General features: G+C 68.7%; 13 protein-coding genes. 5 read left to right on the top strand and 8 right to left on the bottom strand.

Annotated elements, in window-relative coordinates; all coding sequences use genetic code 11:
- Positions 1-41 precede the first annotated feature (41 nt).
- Positions 42-1,490: an aldehyde dehydrogenase family protein gene (locus MF270_RS19055; RefSeq protein WP_238367367.1), complete on the bottom strand. Its 1,449-nt coding sequence runs from the start codon at positions 1,488-1,490 to the stop codon at positions 42-44.
- Positions 1,491-1,625: 135 nt separating this feature from the next.
- Between MF270_RS19055 and MF270_RS19050 the strand changes: the two genes are divergently transcribed.
- Complete coding sequence (locus MF270_RS19050) at positions 1,626-2,516, top strand: helix-turn-helix domain-containing protein (RefSeq protein ID WP_238367366.1); 891 nt, start codon at positions 1,626-1,628, stop codon at positions 2,514-2,516.
- A 36-nt stretch (positions 2,517-2,552) separates the two neighbouring features.
- On the opposite strand, the gene MF270_RS19045 is transcribed toward MF270_RS19050, so the two are convergent.
- Complete coding sequence (locus MF270_RS19045) at positions 2,553-3,029, bottom strand: anthrone oxygenase family protein (protein ID WP_238367365.1); 477 nt, start codon at positions 3,027-3,029, stop codon at positions 2,553-2,555.
- 12 nt (positions 3,030-3,041) lie between these two features.
- Complete coding sequence (locus tag MF270_RS19040) at positions 3,042-3,671, bottom strand: NAD(P)-dependent oxidoreductase (RefSeq protein ID WP_238367364.1); 630 nt, start codon at positions 3,669-3,671, stop codon at positions 3,042-3,044.
- A 168-nt stretch (positions 3,672-3,839) separates the two neighbouring features.
- On the opposite strand from MF270_RS19040, the gene MF270_RS19035 reads away from it, so the two are divergent.
- Both MF270_RS19035 and MF270_RS19030 read left to right on the top strand, forming a co-directional pair.
- Positions 3,840-4,337: a TetR/AcrR family transcriptional regulator gene (locus tag MF270_RS19035; RefSeq protein WP_238367363.1), complete on the top strand. Its 498-nt coding sequence runs from the start codon at positions 3,840-3,842 to the stop codon at positions 4,335-4,337.
- A 57-nt stretch (positions 4,338-4,394) separates the two neighbouring features.
- Complete coding sequence (locus tag MF270_RS19030; protein ID WP_238367362.1) at positions 4,395-5,192, top strand: SDR family oxidoreductase; 798 nt, start codon at positions 4,395-4,397, stop codon at positions 5,190-5,192.
- Positions 5,193-5,510: 318 nt separating this feature from the next.
- On the opposite strand, the gene MF270_RS19025 is transcribed toward MF270_RS19030, so the two are convergent.
- The 4 genes from MF270_RS19025 to MF270_RS19010 form a co-directional block, all read right to left on the bottom strand.
- Entirely contained in the window at positions 5,511-6,998 is a 1,488-nt protein-coding gene (locus MF270_RS19025; RefSeq protein ID WP_238367361.1) for an aldehyde dehydrogenase family protein, read from the bottom strand.
- Positions 6,998-8,491 (bottom strand): tripartite tricarboxylate transporter permease, encoded by a 1,494-nt coding sequence (locus tag MF270_RS19020; protein WP_238367360.1) that lies wholly within the window; start codon positions 8,489-8,491, stop codon positions 6,998-7,000. The genes MF270_RS19025 and MF270_RS19020 overlap by 1 nt, the downstream gene beginning before the upstream one ends.
- A gap of 1 nt (position 8,492) precedes the next feature.
- On the bottom strand, positions 8,493-9,032 hold the full coding sequence (locus tag MF270_RS19015) for a tripartite tricarboxylate transporter TctB family protein (protein ID WP_238367359.1): 540 nt from the start codon (positions 9,030-9,032) through the stop codon (positions 8,493-8,495).
- A 70-nt stretch (positions 9,033-9,102) separates the two neighbouring features.
- On the bottom strand, positions 9,103-10,038 hold the full coding sequence (locus tag MF270_RS19010) for a tripartite tricarboxylate transporter substrate-binding protein (protein WP_238367358.1): 936 nt from the start codon (positions 10,036-10,038) through the stop codon (positions 9,103-9,105).
- Positions 10,039-10,177: 139 nt separating this feature from the next.
- Between MF270_RS19010 and MF270_RS19005 the strand changes: the two genes are divergently transcribed.
- Complete coding sequence (locus MF270_RS19005; RefSeq protein ID WP_238367357.1) at positions 10,178-10,963, top strand: IclR family transcriptional regulator; 786 nt, start codon at positions 10,178-10,180, stop codon at positions 10,961-10,963.
- Positions 10,964-10,978: 15 nt separating this feature from the next.
- Positions 10,979-12,331 (top strand): aspartate aminotransferase family protein, encoded by a 1,353-nt coding sequence (locus MF270_RS19000; RefSeq protein ID WP_238367356.1) that lies wholly within the window; start codon positions 10,979-10,981, stop codon positions 12,329-12,331.
- Positions 12,332-12,358: 27 nt separating this feature from the next.
- Here MF270_RS19000 and MF270_RS18995 read toward each other — a convergent pair whose 3' ends face one another.
- A complete protein-coding gene (locus MF270_RS18995) occupies positions 12,359-13,261 on the bottom strand; it encodes a 5-dehydro-4-deoxyglucarate dehydratase (RefSeq protein WP_336246038.1) in 903 nt (300 codons plus the stop codon).
- Positions 13,262-13,266: the final 5 nt, after the last annotated feature.

Raw genomic sequence — 13,266 nt, 5'->3', positions numbered from 1 at the left:
GTCGTTTCCTCCCTTTTGCCCGCGCCGAACGGCGCGGAAGTTTACATCCAGAACGGATAGTCGTGCCTGGGTTCCTGGATGGTGATCCACCGCAGCTCGGTGAATTCCTGGATGGCGGACGTGCCGCCGAACCGGCCATAGCCGGATGCCTTGCGCCCGCCGAACGGCTTGCTCGGGTCGTCGTAGACGGTGGGGCCGTTGATGTGGCAGACGCCGTTTTCCAGCCGCGCCGCCAGGTCGCGTGCGCGGCTCGTGTCGGCGGTGAAGATCGAGGCGACCAGCCCGTATTGCGTGTCGTTGGCGATCGAGAACGCCTCGGCCTCGTCGCCCGCGCGCATGATCGCGGCCACGGGGCCGAAACTTTCCTCGCCGTAGATCTGCATCTCGGGCGTTACCCGGTCGATCAGCGTGGGCGCGACATGGGCGCCCGAAACCTGCCCGCCCGCGATCAGCGTGGCGCCGCGCGCCAGGGCGTCGTCGATCAGCCGCTCGACCCGGCGGGCGCTGTCCGCGCTGATCAGCCCGCCGACCTTGGCGCGGTTCTTGCGCGCCAGCAGCTCGGCGCAGGCGGCTTCCATTTCCGAGACAAAGGCATCGGCGACGGAATCCAGCACGATCACCCGCTCGGTCGCCATGCAGATCTGGCCCTGGTTGAAATAGGCCCCGTAGACCGCCGCGCGGGCGGCGGCGGCCAGGTCGGCATCCTCGAGCACGATCAGCGGTGCCTTGCCCGACAGTTCGAGCAGGCAGGGCTTGAGATAGCGCGCGCCGATCTCGGCCACGATGCGGCCCACACGGGTCGAGCCGGTAAAGTTGATGCGCCGCACCGCCGGGTGGGCGGCCAGCGCGGTCACCACCTCTTCGGCCCTCTCGGGCGCGTGCAGGACGGATGTGACTGCGCCCTCGGGCAGCCCGGCCGCGCTGATCACGTCGACGATGCGCGAATGCAGCATCGGGCAAAGCTCGCTGCCCTTGAAGACCACGGTGTTGCCGCAGGCCAGCGGCCAGACGATGGCGCGGATCGCCAGGGTCACCGGCGCGTTCCACGGCGCGATGGACAGGACCACGCCCACCGGCTCGCGGAAGAGGGTCGAGGCGATGCCGTCCTTTTCCGACTGTTCCTGCCACCCGGTCACGGCGTCCGGCATCTTCATCGCCTCGTTGAAGACATCGACGGCGATCGAGACGTTGAACCGGATCCAGTCGGGGGTCGAGCCGAGCTCTTCGGCGGCGATTTCGACGAATTCCTCGGTATGGGCGACGATCAGGTCGCGGGCGCGGGCCAGGATCGCGCGCTTTTCGGCATTCGGCAAAGCGCGCCACGCCGGAAAGGCGGCGGCGGCGGCGCTGGCGGCATCCTGCGCGTCCCGCGTGCCTGCCGCGGCGGCACGGGTCACGGGGGTGCCGCTCACGGGCGAGCGACGCTCGAACACCGCGCCGTCGCGCGCATCGACACCCGCTGAACGGATATGAAGCCGGGCTTCGTACATGATCCTCCCCTGCGCCCCAGACTCCTCTTCCGGGGCGACAATCGTCAGCCTGCCCGAGTTCGGAGGCGAATTTAATGCTGTGAAATGGGCAAGAGTTGCTAAAACGTGGGAAGTATCGTCGGGGAAGGGAGGCCCATGTTCGATTCGCCCTCGGCACGGCTGCGATCGGGGCGCGTGGAATGCGCGTTGCAGGAACGGGTGATCGGCACCCGGTCGGCGGCGGCGCAGTACCAGTGGTTCGTCTTTTTCCTCGACGATGGTCACGCTGTGGCCGAGACGCATTCGGGTGAATTCGAGATGTCGGGCCCGGCGATGCGCTGGGGGCCGCTCGAGGAGGAGACGCGGCTGCGGCTTTCGGCCGGCAGCTCGGGCTATTACCTGTTCTTCGCGCAGGCGGTGTTGGACGATGCCATCGGCGCGGCGGCTGAATCAGCCGAGCTGCGGATGTTTGCCGCGCAACACCTGGTGGCCTCTTTTGGCCGGGCCGACCCGCTTGGACCCCGGCTCGAGACGCTGTTCCAGCGCATCCTGACCGAGGCGCGGTCGAACGCCTTCGGGGCCGAGATCTCGGTCGCGGCCTATCTGCGCGTGCTGCTGGTGTTGTTCTGGCGCAGCACCGACCGGGCGCCGCCCGCGCGCGAGGCGACGGGCCGGGGGCAGGGCGACGTGACCCAGTTCCGCCACCTGGTCGAGGCACATTTCCGCGCCCGCTGGTCCGCGCGGCAGTATGCAGAGGCGATGGGGATCACCTATGACCGGCTGCACGACATCTGCATGCGGACGGTCGCCAAGCCCCCCGCGCTGCTGATCCGTGAACGGTGTTTGCACGAGGCGCAGGTGCTGCTGCAACGCACCACCCTGTCGTCGGAACGGATCGCGGCGATGCTGGGATTTTCCTCGGCCAGCCAGTTCACGCATTTCTTCAAGGCGATGGCGGGCGAGACGCCCGGCGCCTGGCGCAAGCAGGCGCTGGCGCGCAGCGCGGACAGCGCCGCCTCGGCCCCGCGCTTTGCCGATTGGCCGTGATGCGGCGCCGGGCCGGTGACCGGCCCGGGCCCCGTGTCAGCTGGCATGGGCGAGGCCTTGCGCGGCGACCAGCCAGCAGGCGGCCGTCAGGGCCGAGGCGAGCGTGCGCAGGTGGTTCAGCCGGGTCCAGCGCCGGGCATAGCCCTGCCAGTAGCCCTCCGCCGCCTGCGCCAGCGGCATCCGGTCAAGCACCTGGTTCATCGGCACGTTGCCCCGGCCGGTCACGGCCATGACACCCAGGGCATAGCTGACCGCGCCGGCGATCATCCAGGCGCCCGCTGGTCCGCCAAGCCAGATGCCGGTGACGGCCAGCGCCAGCGACACCGGCACCAGCCCGATCAGCAGCACCATGAAGACCGACCGGTAGACGACCCGGTTGATCTGCTGCATCGCTTCGGCGCCGGCCTCCGGCGCCGACCCCGCCAGCCCCCGCATCACGAAATCCGAGAAGGTCAGGAACACGCCCGCGACCAACGCGGCGGCGAGGGCGGAGAGGGTGAGAAGTGTGATCATGGCGCCCTCCGCTCAGTTCGAGATCGCGACCGCGCGGTGGCGGTAGGTCAGGTCCGACACCTGCCGGGCGAGGAAGGCGGCGATGTCCGCGCGCGGGATCTTGAGGCTGAGGCCGCGTTCACGGGGGCCAAATCCTTCGCGGTAGCTGCTTTGCGCCGGGCCGTCGGCAAAGGCTGAGGGGCGCACGATGGTCCAGTCGAGGCCGCTCGCCTCGACCAGCTGTTCCTGCAGCTCGTGGTCGCGGTGCACGGGGCGCAGCAGGGCACCGAACATGATGCGTTTCCAGAAGAAATTCAGGTTTGCCCAGCTCTCGCGCGCGCCCAGCGTGGACTGGCAGACAAGCCGCCGCACCCCGGTCGCCTGCATCGCGCGGATCACGGTCAGCGTGCCCTGGCTGCGGATCGTGCCCGAGCGTTTCAGCCCCGCGCCCAGGGTGATGACGGCGGCGTCCTGCCCCTTCATCGCGGCGGTCACGGCGGCAAGGTCGGTGGCGTCGCCCGCCACGCGGCGCAGCTGCGGGTGGTCGATGTCCAGCCGCTCGGGGCGCCGGGCGAAGGCGGTGACGGTGTGGCCGTTGGCCAGCAGGCGTTCGGTGGCCAGGCGGCCGACGGTGCCGGTGGCACCAAAGACGATGACGTTCATGGGATGTCCTTTGCTTGGATTTTGATGGATCAACTTGACAGCGTGTAAAGTTGACACGGTGTCAATAGTCTTTACCTTGACGTAATGTCAAGTGATTTGCCCGATACCCGCACCCGCATCCTGACCGCCACCTGGAAGATCCTGGAATCACGGGAAAATCCGGCGCGCATGTCCGATATCGCCAAGGCGGTGGGGATCAGCCGGCAGGCGCTGTACCTGCATTTCCCGAATCGGGCCGAGCTGTTGGTCGCCGTCACGCGCCATATCGACGAGGTGAACGATATCGACGCGCGGCTGGCCCCGAGCCGGGCCGCGACGGGCGTCGCGCGGCTTGACGCCTACGTCGCGGCCTGGTCCGATTACATTCCCGAGGTCCAGGGCGTCGCCCGCGCGCTCATCGCCCTTCAGGACCGCGATGCCGAGGCCGCGCGCGCCTGGGCGGGCCGGTTGGCGGCGGTGCGGCACGGGTTCGAGGCCGCCGTGCAGGCGGTGGATGACAGCGGCGCGTTGCGCCCCGGCCTTGCCCCCGCGCAGGCGGTGGACCTTCTGTGCGCGCTGGTCTCGGTCGAGACATGGACGCGGCTGGTGCAGGAGGACGGCTGGCCGCAGGACGTCTTCACCGCCACCATGGTGCGGCTGGCGCGGAACGCGGTCTGTACCCGTTAGCGCTCACTTCCCTTTGCCGCGCCGCTGTGCCAGCGTGGCGGCAAGGAGGACGCGGCGATGGATCACCCACATGCAGAGACCGGCGCGCTGATCACCGGCGGCGCCCAGGGGCTGGGCCGCGCCGTGGCCGAGCGGCTGATCGCCGAGGGTTGCCGGCGGCTGGTGCTGGTCGATCTCGACGCCCGAAAACTTGCGGCCACGGTCGAGGAACTGCGCGCGAATGGCGCCGAGGTCCACGCCCTGCCGCTCGACATGGGCGACATCCCGGCAGTGCAGGGCATGGTGGCCGAGGCGGTTGCGCGGATCGGCCCGGTGACGGCGCTGGTCAATGGCGCGGCGAACACGGCGCGCGGGTCTGTGCTGGACACCACGCCCGAGCAATGGGACGCGATCATGAACCCGAACGCCAAGGGCGCCTTCTTTGCCATGCAGGGCTTTGCGCGGCATTGCATCGCGGCGGGGCATCCGGGCGCGGTGGTCAACATCCTGTCGATCGTCGTCCATGGCGGCTTGCCGGTGCTGGCGCCCTACGTGGCCTCCAAGGCGGCGCTGCTGGGGCTGACCAAGAACGTCGCCGCCGCGCTGCTGCCGCATCGCATCCGGGTGAACGGGATCAACGTCGGCTGGATGGACACGCCCGGAGAGGACGCGCGGCAGAAGCTCAGCCATGGCCGGGCCGACGGCTGGCAGGCCGAGGCAGCGGCCAGCCTGCCTTTCTGCCGGATGGTGCGGCCCGAGGACGTGGCCTGGCAGGTCGCCTTCCTGCTCGGCCCGCGCTCGGGCGTAGTGACGGGGTCGGTGATGGATTTCGACCAGCAGGTGGTCGGGGCCTATCCGGATACGGACGCGCATTGAGTCGGTAACTATGCCGCTACAAGCCGCCGGTTGATCGGGGCCCCAAGCTCGGAATCAAGGCCGAAGGGCGCCGCGCATCGCCTGCGCGCCCCCACGCGCTGGCGATTTGGCTGGGCTGGGCATGCCCTTCCAAGGTCTTCCGGTTGCGGCTGGGATAAAGTGCCCCCCATGACGGTTGGATCGCCATCGCGCGCGCAGGCAATGCGCGGCTTGGTGACCCGGGCGAGGTAACGCTGACGCCGGGACCCTCCGCTTTGACCTAATTCGGACCGCTGCCTTGAAGCCAGCGATCTGCGGCTCATCACTTCGACGCGCCCTTCAAAGCTTGATCCACGCCGTCTTCAAATCGAGGTATTTCTCGAACGCATGAAGTGACTTGTCGTGCCCGTTCCCCGATTGCTTCACGCCCCCCAGCGGCACCGTGTTGTCAGCCCCGCCGTAGGTGTTCACATGCACGACCCCGGCGCGCAGGCCCCGGACCATGCGGTGCGCGCGGCTCAGGGACCCGGTCCAGACCGCCGAGGCCAGCCCGAACTCGGTGCCGTTGGCGATCTCCAGAGCCTCGGCCTCGGTGTCGAAGGGGATGACGGCCAGCACGGGGCCGAAGACCTCCTGCTGCGCCAGCCGGTCGCCTGGTTCGACCCCGGTCACGATGGTGGGGGCCATGAAATAGCCGCCCGTCTCTTCGAGGATGCGCTGCCCGCCCAGCCGGATCTCTCGGCCCAGCTCGCGGGCCTCTTCGACAAAGCGCAGGTTCTGCATCAGCTGGCGTTCCGAGTTCACGGCACCTGCGTTGGTCGCGGGGTCGAGCGGATCGCCAACCTTCATCTTCGCGGTCGCCTGCGCCAACAGGTCGACGAATTCGTCATGCACCCCGCGTTCCACCAGCAGGCGCGATCCCGCGACGCAGACCTGGCCCGAGTTGCGGAAGATGCCGGCAGCCGAGACCTTGGCGGCCTCGGCCAGGTCCGGCGCATCGGCAAAGACCACGTTGGGCGACTTGCCGCCCAGCTCGAGGTAGACCCGCTTCATGTTCGACGCGGCCGAGGCTTGCAGCAGGCGCCGCCCCACGGGGCCCGAGCCGGTGAAGACCAGCACGTCCACGTCCATGGATTCGGCGATGGCCTGGCCGACCACGGCGCCTTCGCCGGTGACGACGTTCAGCACGCCGGCGGGGAGGCCCGCCTCGACGCCCAAAGCGCACATCTTCAGCAAGGACAGCGACGCGGTTTCGGCCGGTTTCAGCACGACCGAGCATCCGGCGGCCAGCGCCGGGCCCAGCTTCCACGCGCCGATCATCAGGGGGAAGTTCCACGGCACGATGGCGCCGACGACGCCCGCCGGTTCCTTGTGCACAAGGGCCAGCACGTCGGGCGCGGTGGGCGCGATCTCGCCGTAGATCTTGTCCAGCGCCTCGGCGTAATAGCGGATCGTGCCGGCGGCCGACATCGGTTCCGCCTTCAGCGCCATGCCGATCTCGGTCCCGTTGTCGCGCACGCCCAGCACGGCGAGCTCCAGCGCGTTCTCCTCGATCAGCGCGGCCCATTTCAGCATCACCGCCTTGCGGGCGCCCGGTGCGAGGCCCGCCCAGACACCGGCGTCAAAGCTGCGCCGTGCGGCGGCGCAGGCGGCCTCGGCATCGGCCTTGGTGCCCCTGGGAATCGTCGTCAGGACGGTGCCGTTGAGGGGCGAGATCACCTCCATCACGCCGTCGTCAGAGGCGGGGCGTTGCGCCCCGTCGATCAGGTGCTGGCCGGGGGAGACGGGCGCATCGCGCAGCGCCTCGATTGCGGATTGGTCAAGCATCATTCCTCCCTTTGGACGCGGCGCGCCAGAAATTGCCTTAACACGTTAACTATGTGTAAGCCGACGAGGAGCACGATGGCAACCGCCAGCAGCGCGGCGATGGGCCGGTCTACGAAATCGAGCGGGGTCTTCACGCGGGCCATGGCGGAGCGCAGCTTCACCTCCATGATGCCGCCCAGCACCATGCCGAGGATGATCGGCACGATGGGCAGGTTCAGCCGTTTCAGCACCAGCCCGAAGACGCCGAACCCGGCGGCGATGGCGCAATCGGTGACCGAGTTGCGCAGGGAATAGACGCCGACGAAGCTGAGCGTGAGGATCATCATGCCCAGGAACCGCGTCGGGATGCGGATGATCCTGAGCAACCAGTTCGAGGCAAACAGCATGAAGACCACGACGATCACGTTCAGCAGGATCATCGCGATATAGAGCGCGTAGACAAAGTCGAGCTGGGTTTGGAACAGCCCCGGCCCGGGCGTCACGTTATGCACGTAGAACACCGACAGCATCATGGCCGTCAGCGCCTCGCCCGGGATGCCGAGCGCCAAGAGGGGGATCATCGCGGCGGCGGGGACGGCGTTGTTGGCGGATTCGCTCGCCACCAGCCCCTCGGGGCTGCCCTTGCCGAACAGGTCGGGGTCCTTGGAGGTCTTCTGCGCATAGGTGTAGCTGAGGAATTGCGCGGTGAACTCGCCGACGCCGGGGATCATCCCCATCAGCACACCGAAACCCGACCCTATTGCCGCGATGCGCTTGAAGCGGAAGACCTCGCCGATGGCGCGCAGCATGGAGCCTTCGACGCGCTGGGTGGTCGGCGCCTCTTCGGGGTCGTTCAGCAGCAGGAAGGCTTGGCTGAGGGCAAAGAGTCCAAGGATCACAACGATCAGGTCCACGCCCGAGGCCAGCCAGTCCTGCCCGAAGGTGTAGCGCTGGGTGTATTTCACCGGCTCGAGCCCGATGGTGCCAAGGAAGATGCCGAAGGCCGCCATCATCCCGGCGGCGAAGGTCTGGCCGCGATGGGCGAGGATCACCAGCACGATGCCCAGGAGCGCGGCCAGGAAGATCTCGCGCGAGCCGAACATGGGCGCGACGCGCGCCAGCAGCGGTGACAGCAGGATCAGCGCGAGGATCGACAGGATGCCCGACACGAAACTGGCGCCATAGGCAAGGCCGAGCGCGCGGACGGCCTCGCCCCGCTGGGTCATCGGGTGGCCGTCGTAGGTGGTCAGCGCGTTGACGGCGGTGCCGGGCGTGTTGATCAGGATCGCGGGCAGGGCGCCGCCGAACATCGAGCTGCCGTAGATCCCCAGCAGCATGACCAGCCCCACCAGCGGGTCGAGCGCGAAGGTGGCGGGCAGCAGGATCGCGATGGCGACGGCAGGGCCGACGCCGGGGATCGCGCCGATGATGACGCCGCCGATGGACCCGATCAGCAGCGCCATGAGCACGTCGAGCCGCGCCAGCAGGTCGATCCCGGAAAGCAGGGCGTCCATGTCAGAAATTCACCATCATGAAGGTGCGCAGCGCGCCCGGGGGCAGCGCCTCGTAGATCGCGCCGGCGGGGATCTTGACCGACAGCAGGGATTTGAAGACCACGACCACGGCGAGGCCAAAGCCGCTGGCGACCAGCAGCGTGCGGCCGCGATAGCCGAGGCGCAGGCACAGCAGCGGGCAGAAGACCAGCGTGGACAGCAGGTACCCGGCCAGCGGCACCACCCAGACATAGGCCAGGAACCACGCCGCCCATTCCAGGGACCGTGCCCAGTACAGAGCCTCTTGCAACCGGCCCGGGATGCGGGGCGAGCTGAACGAGCCCAGGAGGTGAAGCGCGGCGAAGACGGTCATCGCGACGACCGACACGGCGGGCCAGAAGGCGGGCTGGGCGAACAGCTTGGTGCGTTTGACCCAGGTGGTCTCGGTCGGCATGGCGGCCAGAAGCACCAGCGCCAGTGCGAGGAAGGCGAGGGCGAACACGAGGTCTCCGCGCCGGCGGTCGCGGCGGAAGAGCTCCTGGAAGGTGCGGATGCGGCTCATGAGGCCCCCAGGGCAAGGTCGCCCCCGCAGGGGCGCACGAAAAAGCCGCCCCCGAAGGGGCGGCGATGGGTCATTCCAACAGGCCGGCGATGGTGCCCAGCGTGGCCGTGTCGGCCTCGATCTGCGCGGCGGCCTCGGCGGCGGGCTGCCAGTAGACCAGCGCGCCGGTCTGGGCCATCAGCTCTTTCGCCTTGTCGCCGGTCATGACCTTTTCGGCCACGGCGGCGATCTTGTCGCGCGCCTCGGCCGGCACGTCCTTGTGCACGAAGAGCCCGTTCCAGAGCGACACGTTCAGGTCGGGCGCCAGCTCGGCCACCGTCGGCGTGTCGGGGGTCAGCCCGATGCGTTCCGACCCGATCGAGGCCAGCACCTGCACGTCGCCGAGGCAGGGCAGGATCAGCTGCAGCGTGGTGTTGATGACATCCACGTCGCCGCTGGCCAGCGTGTTGCAGTCGAGCGCGTCGAAGGCCGCTTCGGAGGCGTAGTCGAAGCCCATCTTGGCGGCCAGCGCAAAGGTCACCTGCGTCGGGATCAGCACCGACCCGAAATGGCCAAGGGCCACGTCGTTGTCCTGGGCATAGGCGGCCAGTTCCTCCATCGAGCCGTAGGGCGCGTCGCCGCCAGTCGCGATCACGAAGGGGTAGGTGAGGAAGGTGCCGATGGGCTCGAACGGGTTCGGGTTCAGCGCCGGGATGCCGGTTTCCGGCCCCACGATCGGCACGCCGATCACGAAGGACCCGACCGTGTAGCCATCGGCCGGGGCCTGTGCCACCTCGGCCGCGCCGGGGAAGGGGCCGCCGCCGCCGCCGGGCTTGTTCACCACCGCCGCGGGCACGCCGTAGGTCGCCTGGAACTCGTCCGCGATCATCCGCGTCAGCACGTCCTCGAGGTCGCCCGGAGGCCAGGGCACGACGAATTCGACGGGTTTCTCGGGGTACTCGGCCTGCGCGGCCAGCGGCAGGGCGGCGGCGATCAGCGCGACTCCGGCGATCAATTGGCTTTTCATGTGACCTCTCCTTGTTGGTCAATAAGATGGGTTCATTATTTGAACCTCTGGTAACAAATATCTTGATGCGCCGGAGCATTTCTGTCAACGAATGTCTTGTTCGCAGCACGACGAAATCCACGGCGGCACCGGAGGCCCGATGGGGACGATCACCAAAGCCCTTGAAATGCTGGATCATTTCTCGCGTCACCGGCCCGAGCTGGGGCTGGCGGATTTCGTGCGCCTGACCGGCCGCGACAAGGCGACGGTGCATCGCCACTTGGTCGAACTCGCCGCGAACGGCTTTCTCGAACAGGACGAAGGCAGCCGCGCCTACCGTCTCGGTCCGGCGATTCTGCGGCTGGCGGGGGTGCGCGAACGGACCCACCCGGCGCGGTCGGTCCTGCGGCCGGTGGTGCAGGCGCTGGCCGAAGAACTGGGTGAGCTGGTGCACATGTCGATCCTGCAGGGCGAGCTGCTGTCGCCGCTGGTCCATGCCGATCCCTTTGCCCATGGCACCCAGGTGCATTTCGACGAGGCCGAGATGCTGCCGCTGCACGCGACCTCGTCGGGCCTTGCCGTGCTGGCCTTTGGCGATCCGGCCTGGGCCGAGGGCATCCTGGCCGCGCCGCTGCCGCGCTTTACCGACAACACCGAAACCGATCCCGCCCGCCTGCGGGCCATGATCGCCGCGACGCAGGCCAGCGGCATCGCCGCGCTCGACCGCGCCTTTGACGGCGAGGTGGTCAGCCAGGGCGTGCCCGTCTTCGGCCCCGACGCGCGGGTCTTTGGCGCGCTGTCGGTCGCCGTGCCGCGCGTGAGGGCGGGTGCCGCAAAATCGACCGAGATCGCGGCCGCGCTGCGCCGGGGATGCGTTGTCGCGACCCGTGCGCTGGGCGGCCAAGTGCCCGAGGCGCACCGCGCGCTCTGGCCCGAGGGAAACTGAACGGAAGGCCCCGCCATGAAGGACATAAACTTTCTCAAGGAAAACAACGCCCGCCACCTGTGGCACCCCATGGCGCACCCGGCCGAGAGCCAGGCCAATCCGCCCGACATCATCGTCGGCGGCGACGGGGTCGAGATCTCGGATGTGGACGGGCACCGCATGGTCGACGCGGTGGGCGGGCTGTGGAACGTGAACCTCGGGTACAGCTGCGCCCCGGTGAAGGCGGCGATCGCCGAGCAGCTCGAGCGGCTGCCCTATTACTCGATCTTCCGCGGCACCTCGAATGACCAGGTGATCGAGCTGTCGTACATGCTGCGCGACTTCTTCGCCCCCGACGGCCTTTCCCGCGCCTTCTACACTTCGGGCGGATCGGATTCGGTCGAGATCGCGCTGCGCCTCGCCCGGCAATACCACAAGGTGCGTGGTGAGGCGGGGCGGGTGAAATACCTCAGCCTCAAGAAGGGCTATCACGGCACCCATACCCTGGGCGCATCGGTCAACGGCAACGCCAATTTCCGCACGCAGTATGAACCGCTGATGCCGGGCTGCTTCCACATCCCGGCGCCCTACACCTACCGCAACCCGTTCAACGAGGCCGACCCCGAGCGCCTCGCGCAGCTTTGCCTCGCCGCGCTCGAGGACGAGATCGCCTTTCAGGGCGCCGGCACCATCGCCGCGATGATCATGGAGCCGGTGCTGGGCGCGGGCGGGGTGATCCCGCCGCACGAAAGCTTCATGCCCGGCGTGCGCGAGATCTGCTCGCGCCACGGGATCCTGCTGATCGCGGACGAGGTCATCACCGCCTTCGGCCGCACCGGCGACTGGTCGGGCAGCCGGCACTGGGGCGTGCAGCCGGACCTGATGTGCACCGCCAAGGCGATCACCAACGGGTATTTCCCCTTCGGTGCCGTGATGATTTCCGATGCGGTGGCCGAGGTGTTCGAGCGCGACGAGACCGGCCGCGCCGCCATCGGGTCGGGCTACACCTATTCCGGCCACCCGGTCGGGGCGGCGGCGGCGGTGGCCTGCCTGAAGGAAACCGAGCGGCTGGCCGTCAAGGACAACGCCGCCGCGCGGGGCGCCCAGCTGTTTGCTGGCCTAGAGGCGCTGATGGAGACGCACGACATCGTCGGCGATGTGCGCGGCGGTCACGGGTTGATGTGCGCGATGGAACTGGTGAGCGACCGCGCCACCAAGGCCCCCATCGACAAGGGCGCTATCGCCCGTGTCCACCGCGCCGCTTACGAGGCGGGGGCGATGCTGCGCATCTCGGGCAACAACATCATCTTCTCGCCGCCGCTGGTGCTGACCGCGGACCATGCTGACAGGATCCTGTCGGCGCTGGACACCGGCCTGAACGCCGCCTGACGCGCCGTCTGAGGGCCCGCCGGGCCCTCAGCGCCGCCCCTCGATCAGCGCGCCGAGCAGGGCGCGCTCTTCGTCGCTGAGGTCGGTCAGGGGCGACCGCACGGGCCCGGTGTCGAACCCCCGCAGCGCGACCCCGGCCTTGATCGCCGACACCGCGTAGCCCGTCTTGCGGTCGCGGATCTTGGCAAAGGGGTAGTAGAAATCGCGCAGCATCGCCTCGCAGGTCGCATCGTCCCCGGCGACAAAGGCTGCGTGAAAGGCAAGCGCCGTCTCGGGGACAAAGTTGAACACGGCCGAGGAATAGGTGTCCACGCCCGCGCCCCGGTAAGCCTGCGCGAACAATTCATGCGTGGGCATGCCGCCGATATAGGCCAGCCGGTCGCCAAGGCCCACGGTGATGCGCTTGACCGTGTCGATATCGCCGGTGCCGTCCTTGAACCCGATGAGGTTGGGGCAGGCCTCGGCCAGCCGCGCCAGCGTCTCGGCGCCCACGACCGACTGGCCGCGGTTGTAGACGATGACGCCCATGCGGGTGGCGTTGCAGACGGCGCGGATATGCGCCTCGATCCCGTCCTGCGGCGCGCCGATCAGGTAATGGGGCAGCAGCAGGATGCCGTCGCCGCCCGCCGCCTCGATCCCCTGCGCCAGCTCGCAGGCCATGCGGGTGCCGTAGCCGCAGCCGGCGATGATGGGCGCGCCGGGCTGGGCCGCCTTGGCGGTGCGGGTGACCTCGACGATCTCGTCGGGGGTGAGCGAGAACATCTCGCCCGTGCCGCCCGCCACGATCAGCCCGGCGACCGGGTGGGCCGAGAGCCAGTCGAGATGCGCGGCAAAGGCGGTCGCGTTGAACCGGTCGTCACCGTCGAAGGGGGTCACGGGAAAGGACAGCAGGCCGGAACGGATGATGTCGCGCAGGTCGGTCGGGGCAATCATGG

Source organism: Mesobacterium pallidum (assembly GCF_019966535.1).
GTDB lineage: Bacteria > Pseudomonadota > Alphaproteobacteria > Rhodobacterales > Rhodobacteraceae > Mesobacterium > Mesobacterium pallidum.
The sequence above is the reverse complement of the archived record's forward strand: the minus strand, read 5'-3'. Positions and strand labels throughout refer to the sequence as shown.

Bases quoted from the DNA above. Each gene is read 5' to 3' on its own strand.
- MF270_RS19055 (WP_238367367.1), bottom strand. From the start codon at position 1,490: ATGTACGAAGCCCGGCTTCATATCCGTTCAGCGGGTGTCGATGCGCGC.
- MF270_RS19050 (WP_238367366.1), top strand. From the start codon at position 1,626: ATGTTCGATTCGCCCTCGGCACGGCTGCGATCGGGGCGCGTGGAATGC.
- MF270_RS19045 (WP_238367365.1), bottom strand. From the start codon at position 3,029: ATGATCACACTTCTCACCCTCTCCGCCCTCGCCGCCGCGTTGGTCGCG.
- MF270_RS19040 (WP_238367364.1), bottom strand. From the start codon at position 3,671: ATGAACGTCATCGTCTTTGGTGCCACCGGCACCGTCGGCCGCCTGGCC.
- MF270_RS19035 (WP_238367363.1), top strand. From the start codon at position 3,840: ATGTCCGATATCGCCAAGGCGGTGGGGATCAGCCGGCAGGCGCTGTAC.
- MF270_RS19030 (WP_238367362.1), top strand. From the start codon at position 4,395: ATGGATCACCCACATGCAGAGACCGGCGCGCTGATCACCGGCGGCGCC.
- MF270_RS19025 (WP_238367361.1), bottom strand. From the start codon at position 6,998: ATGCTTGACCAATCCGCAATCGAGGCGCTGCGCGATGCGCCCGTCTCC.
- MF270_RS19020 (WP_238367360.1), bottom strand. From the start codon at position 8,491: ATGGACGCCCTGCTTTCCGGGATCGACCTGCTGGCGCGGCTCGACGTG.
- MF270_RS19015 (WP_238367359.1), bottom strand. From the start codon at position 9,032: ATGAGCCGCATCCGCACCTTCCAGGAGCTCTTCCGCCGCGACCGCCGG.
- MF270_RS19010 (WP_238367358.1), bottom strand. From the start codon at position 10,038: ATGAAAAGCCAATTGATCGCCGGAGTCGCGCTGATCGCCGCCGCCCTG.
- MF270_RS19005 (WP_238367357.1), top strand. From the start codon at position 10,178: ATGGGGACGATCACCAAAGCCCTTGAAATGCTGGATCATTTCTCGCGT.
- MF270_RS19000 (WP_238367356.1), top strand. From the start codon at position 10,979: ATGAAGGACATAAACTTTCTCAAGGAAAACAACGCCCGCCACCTGTGG.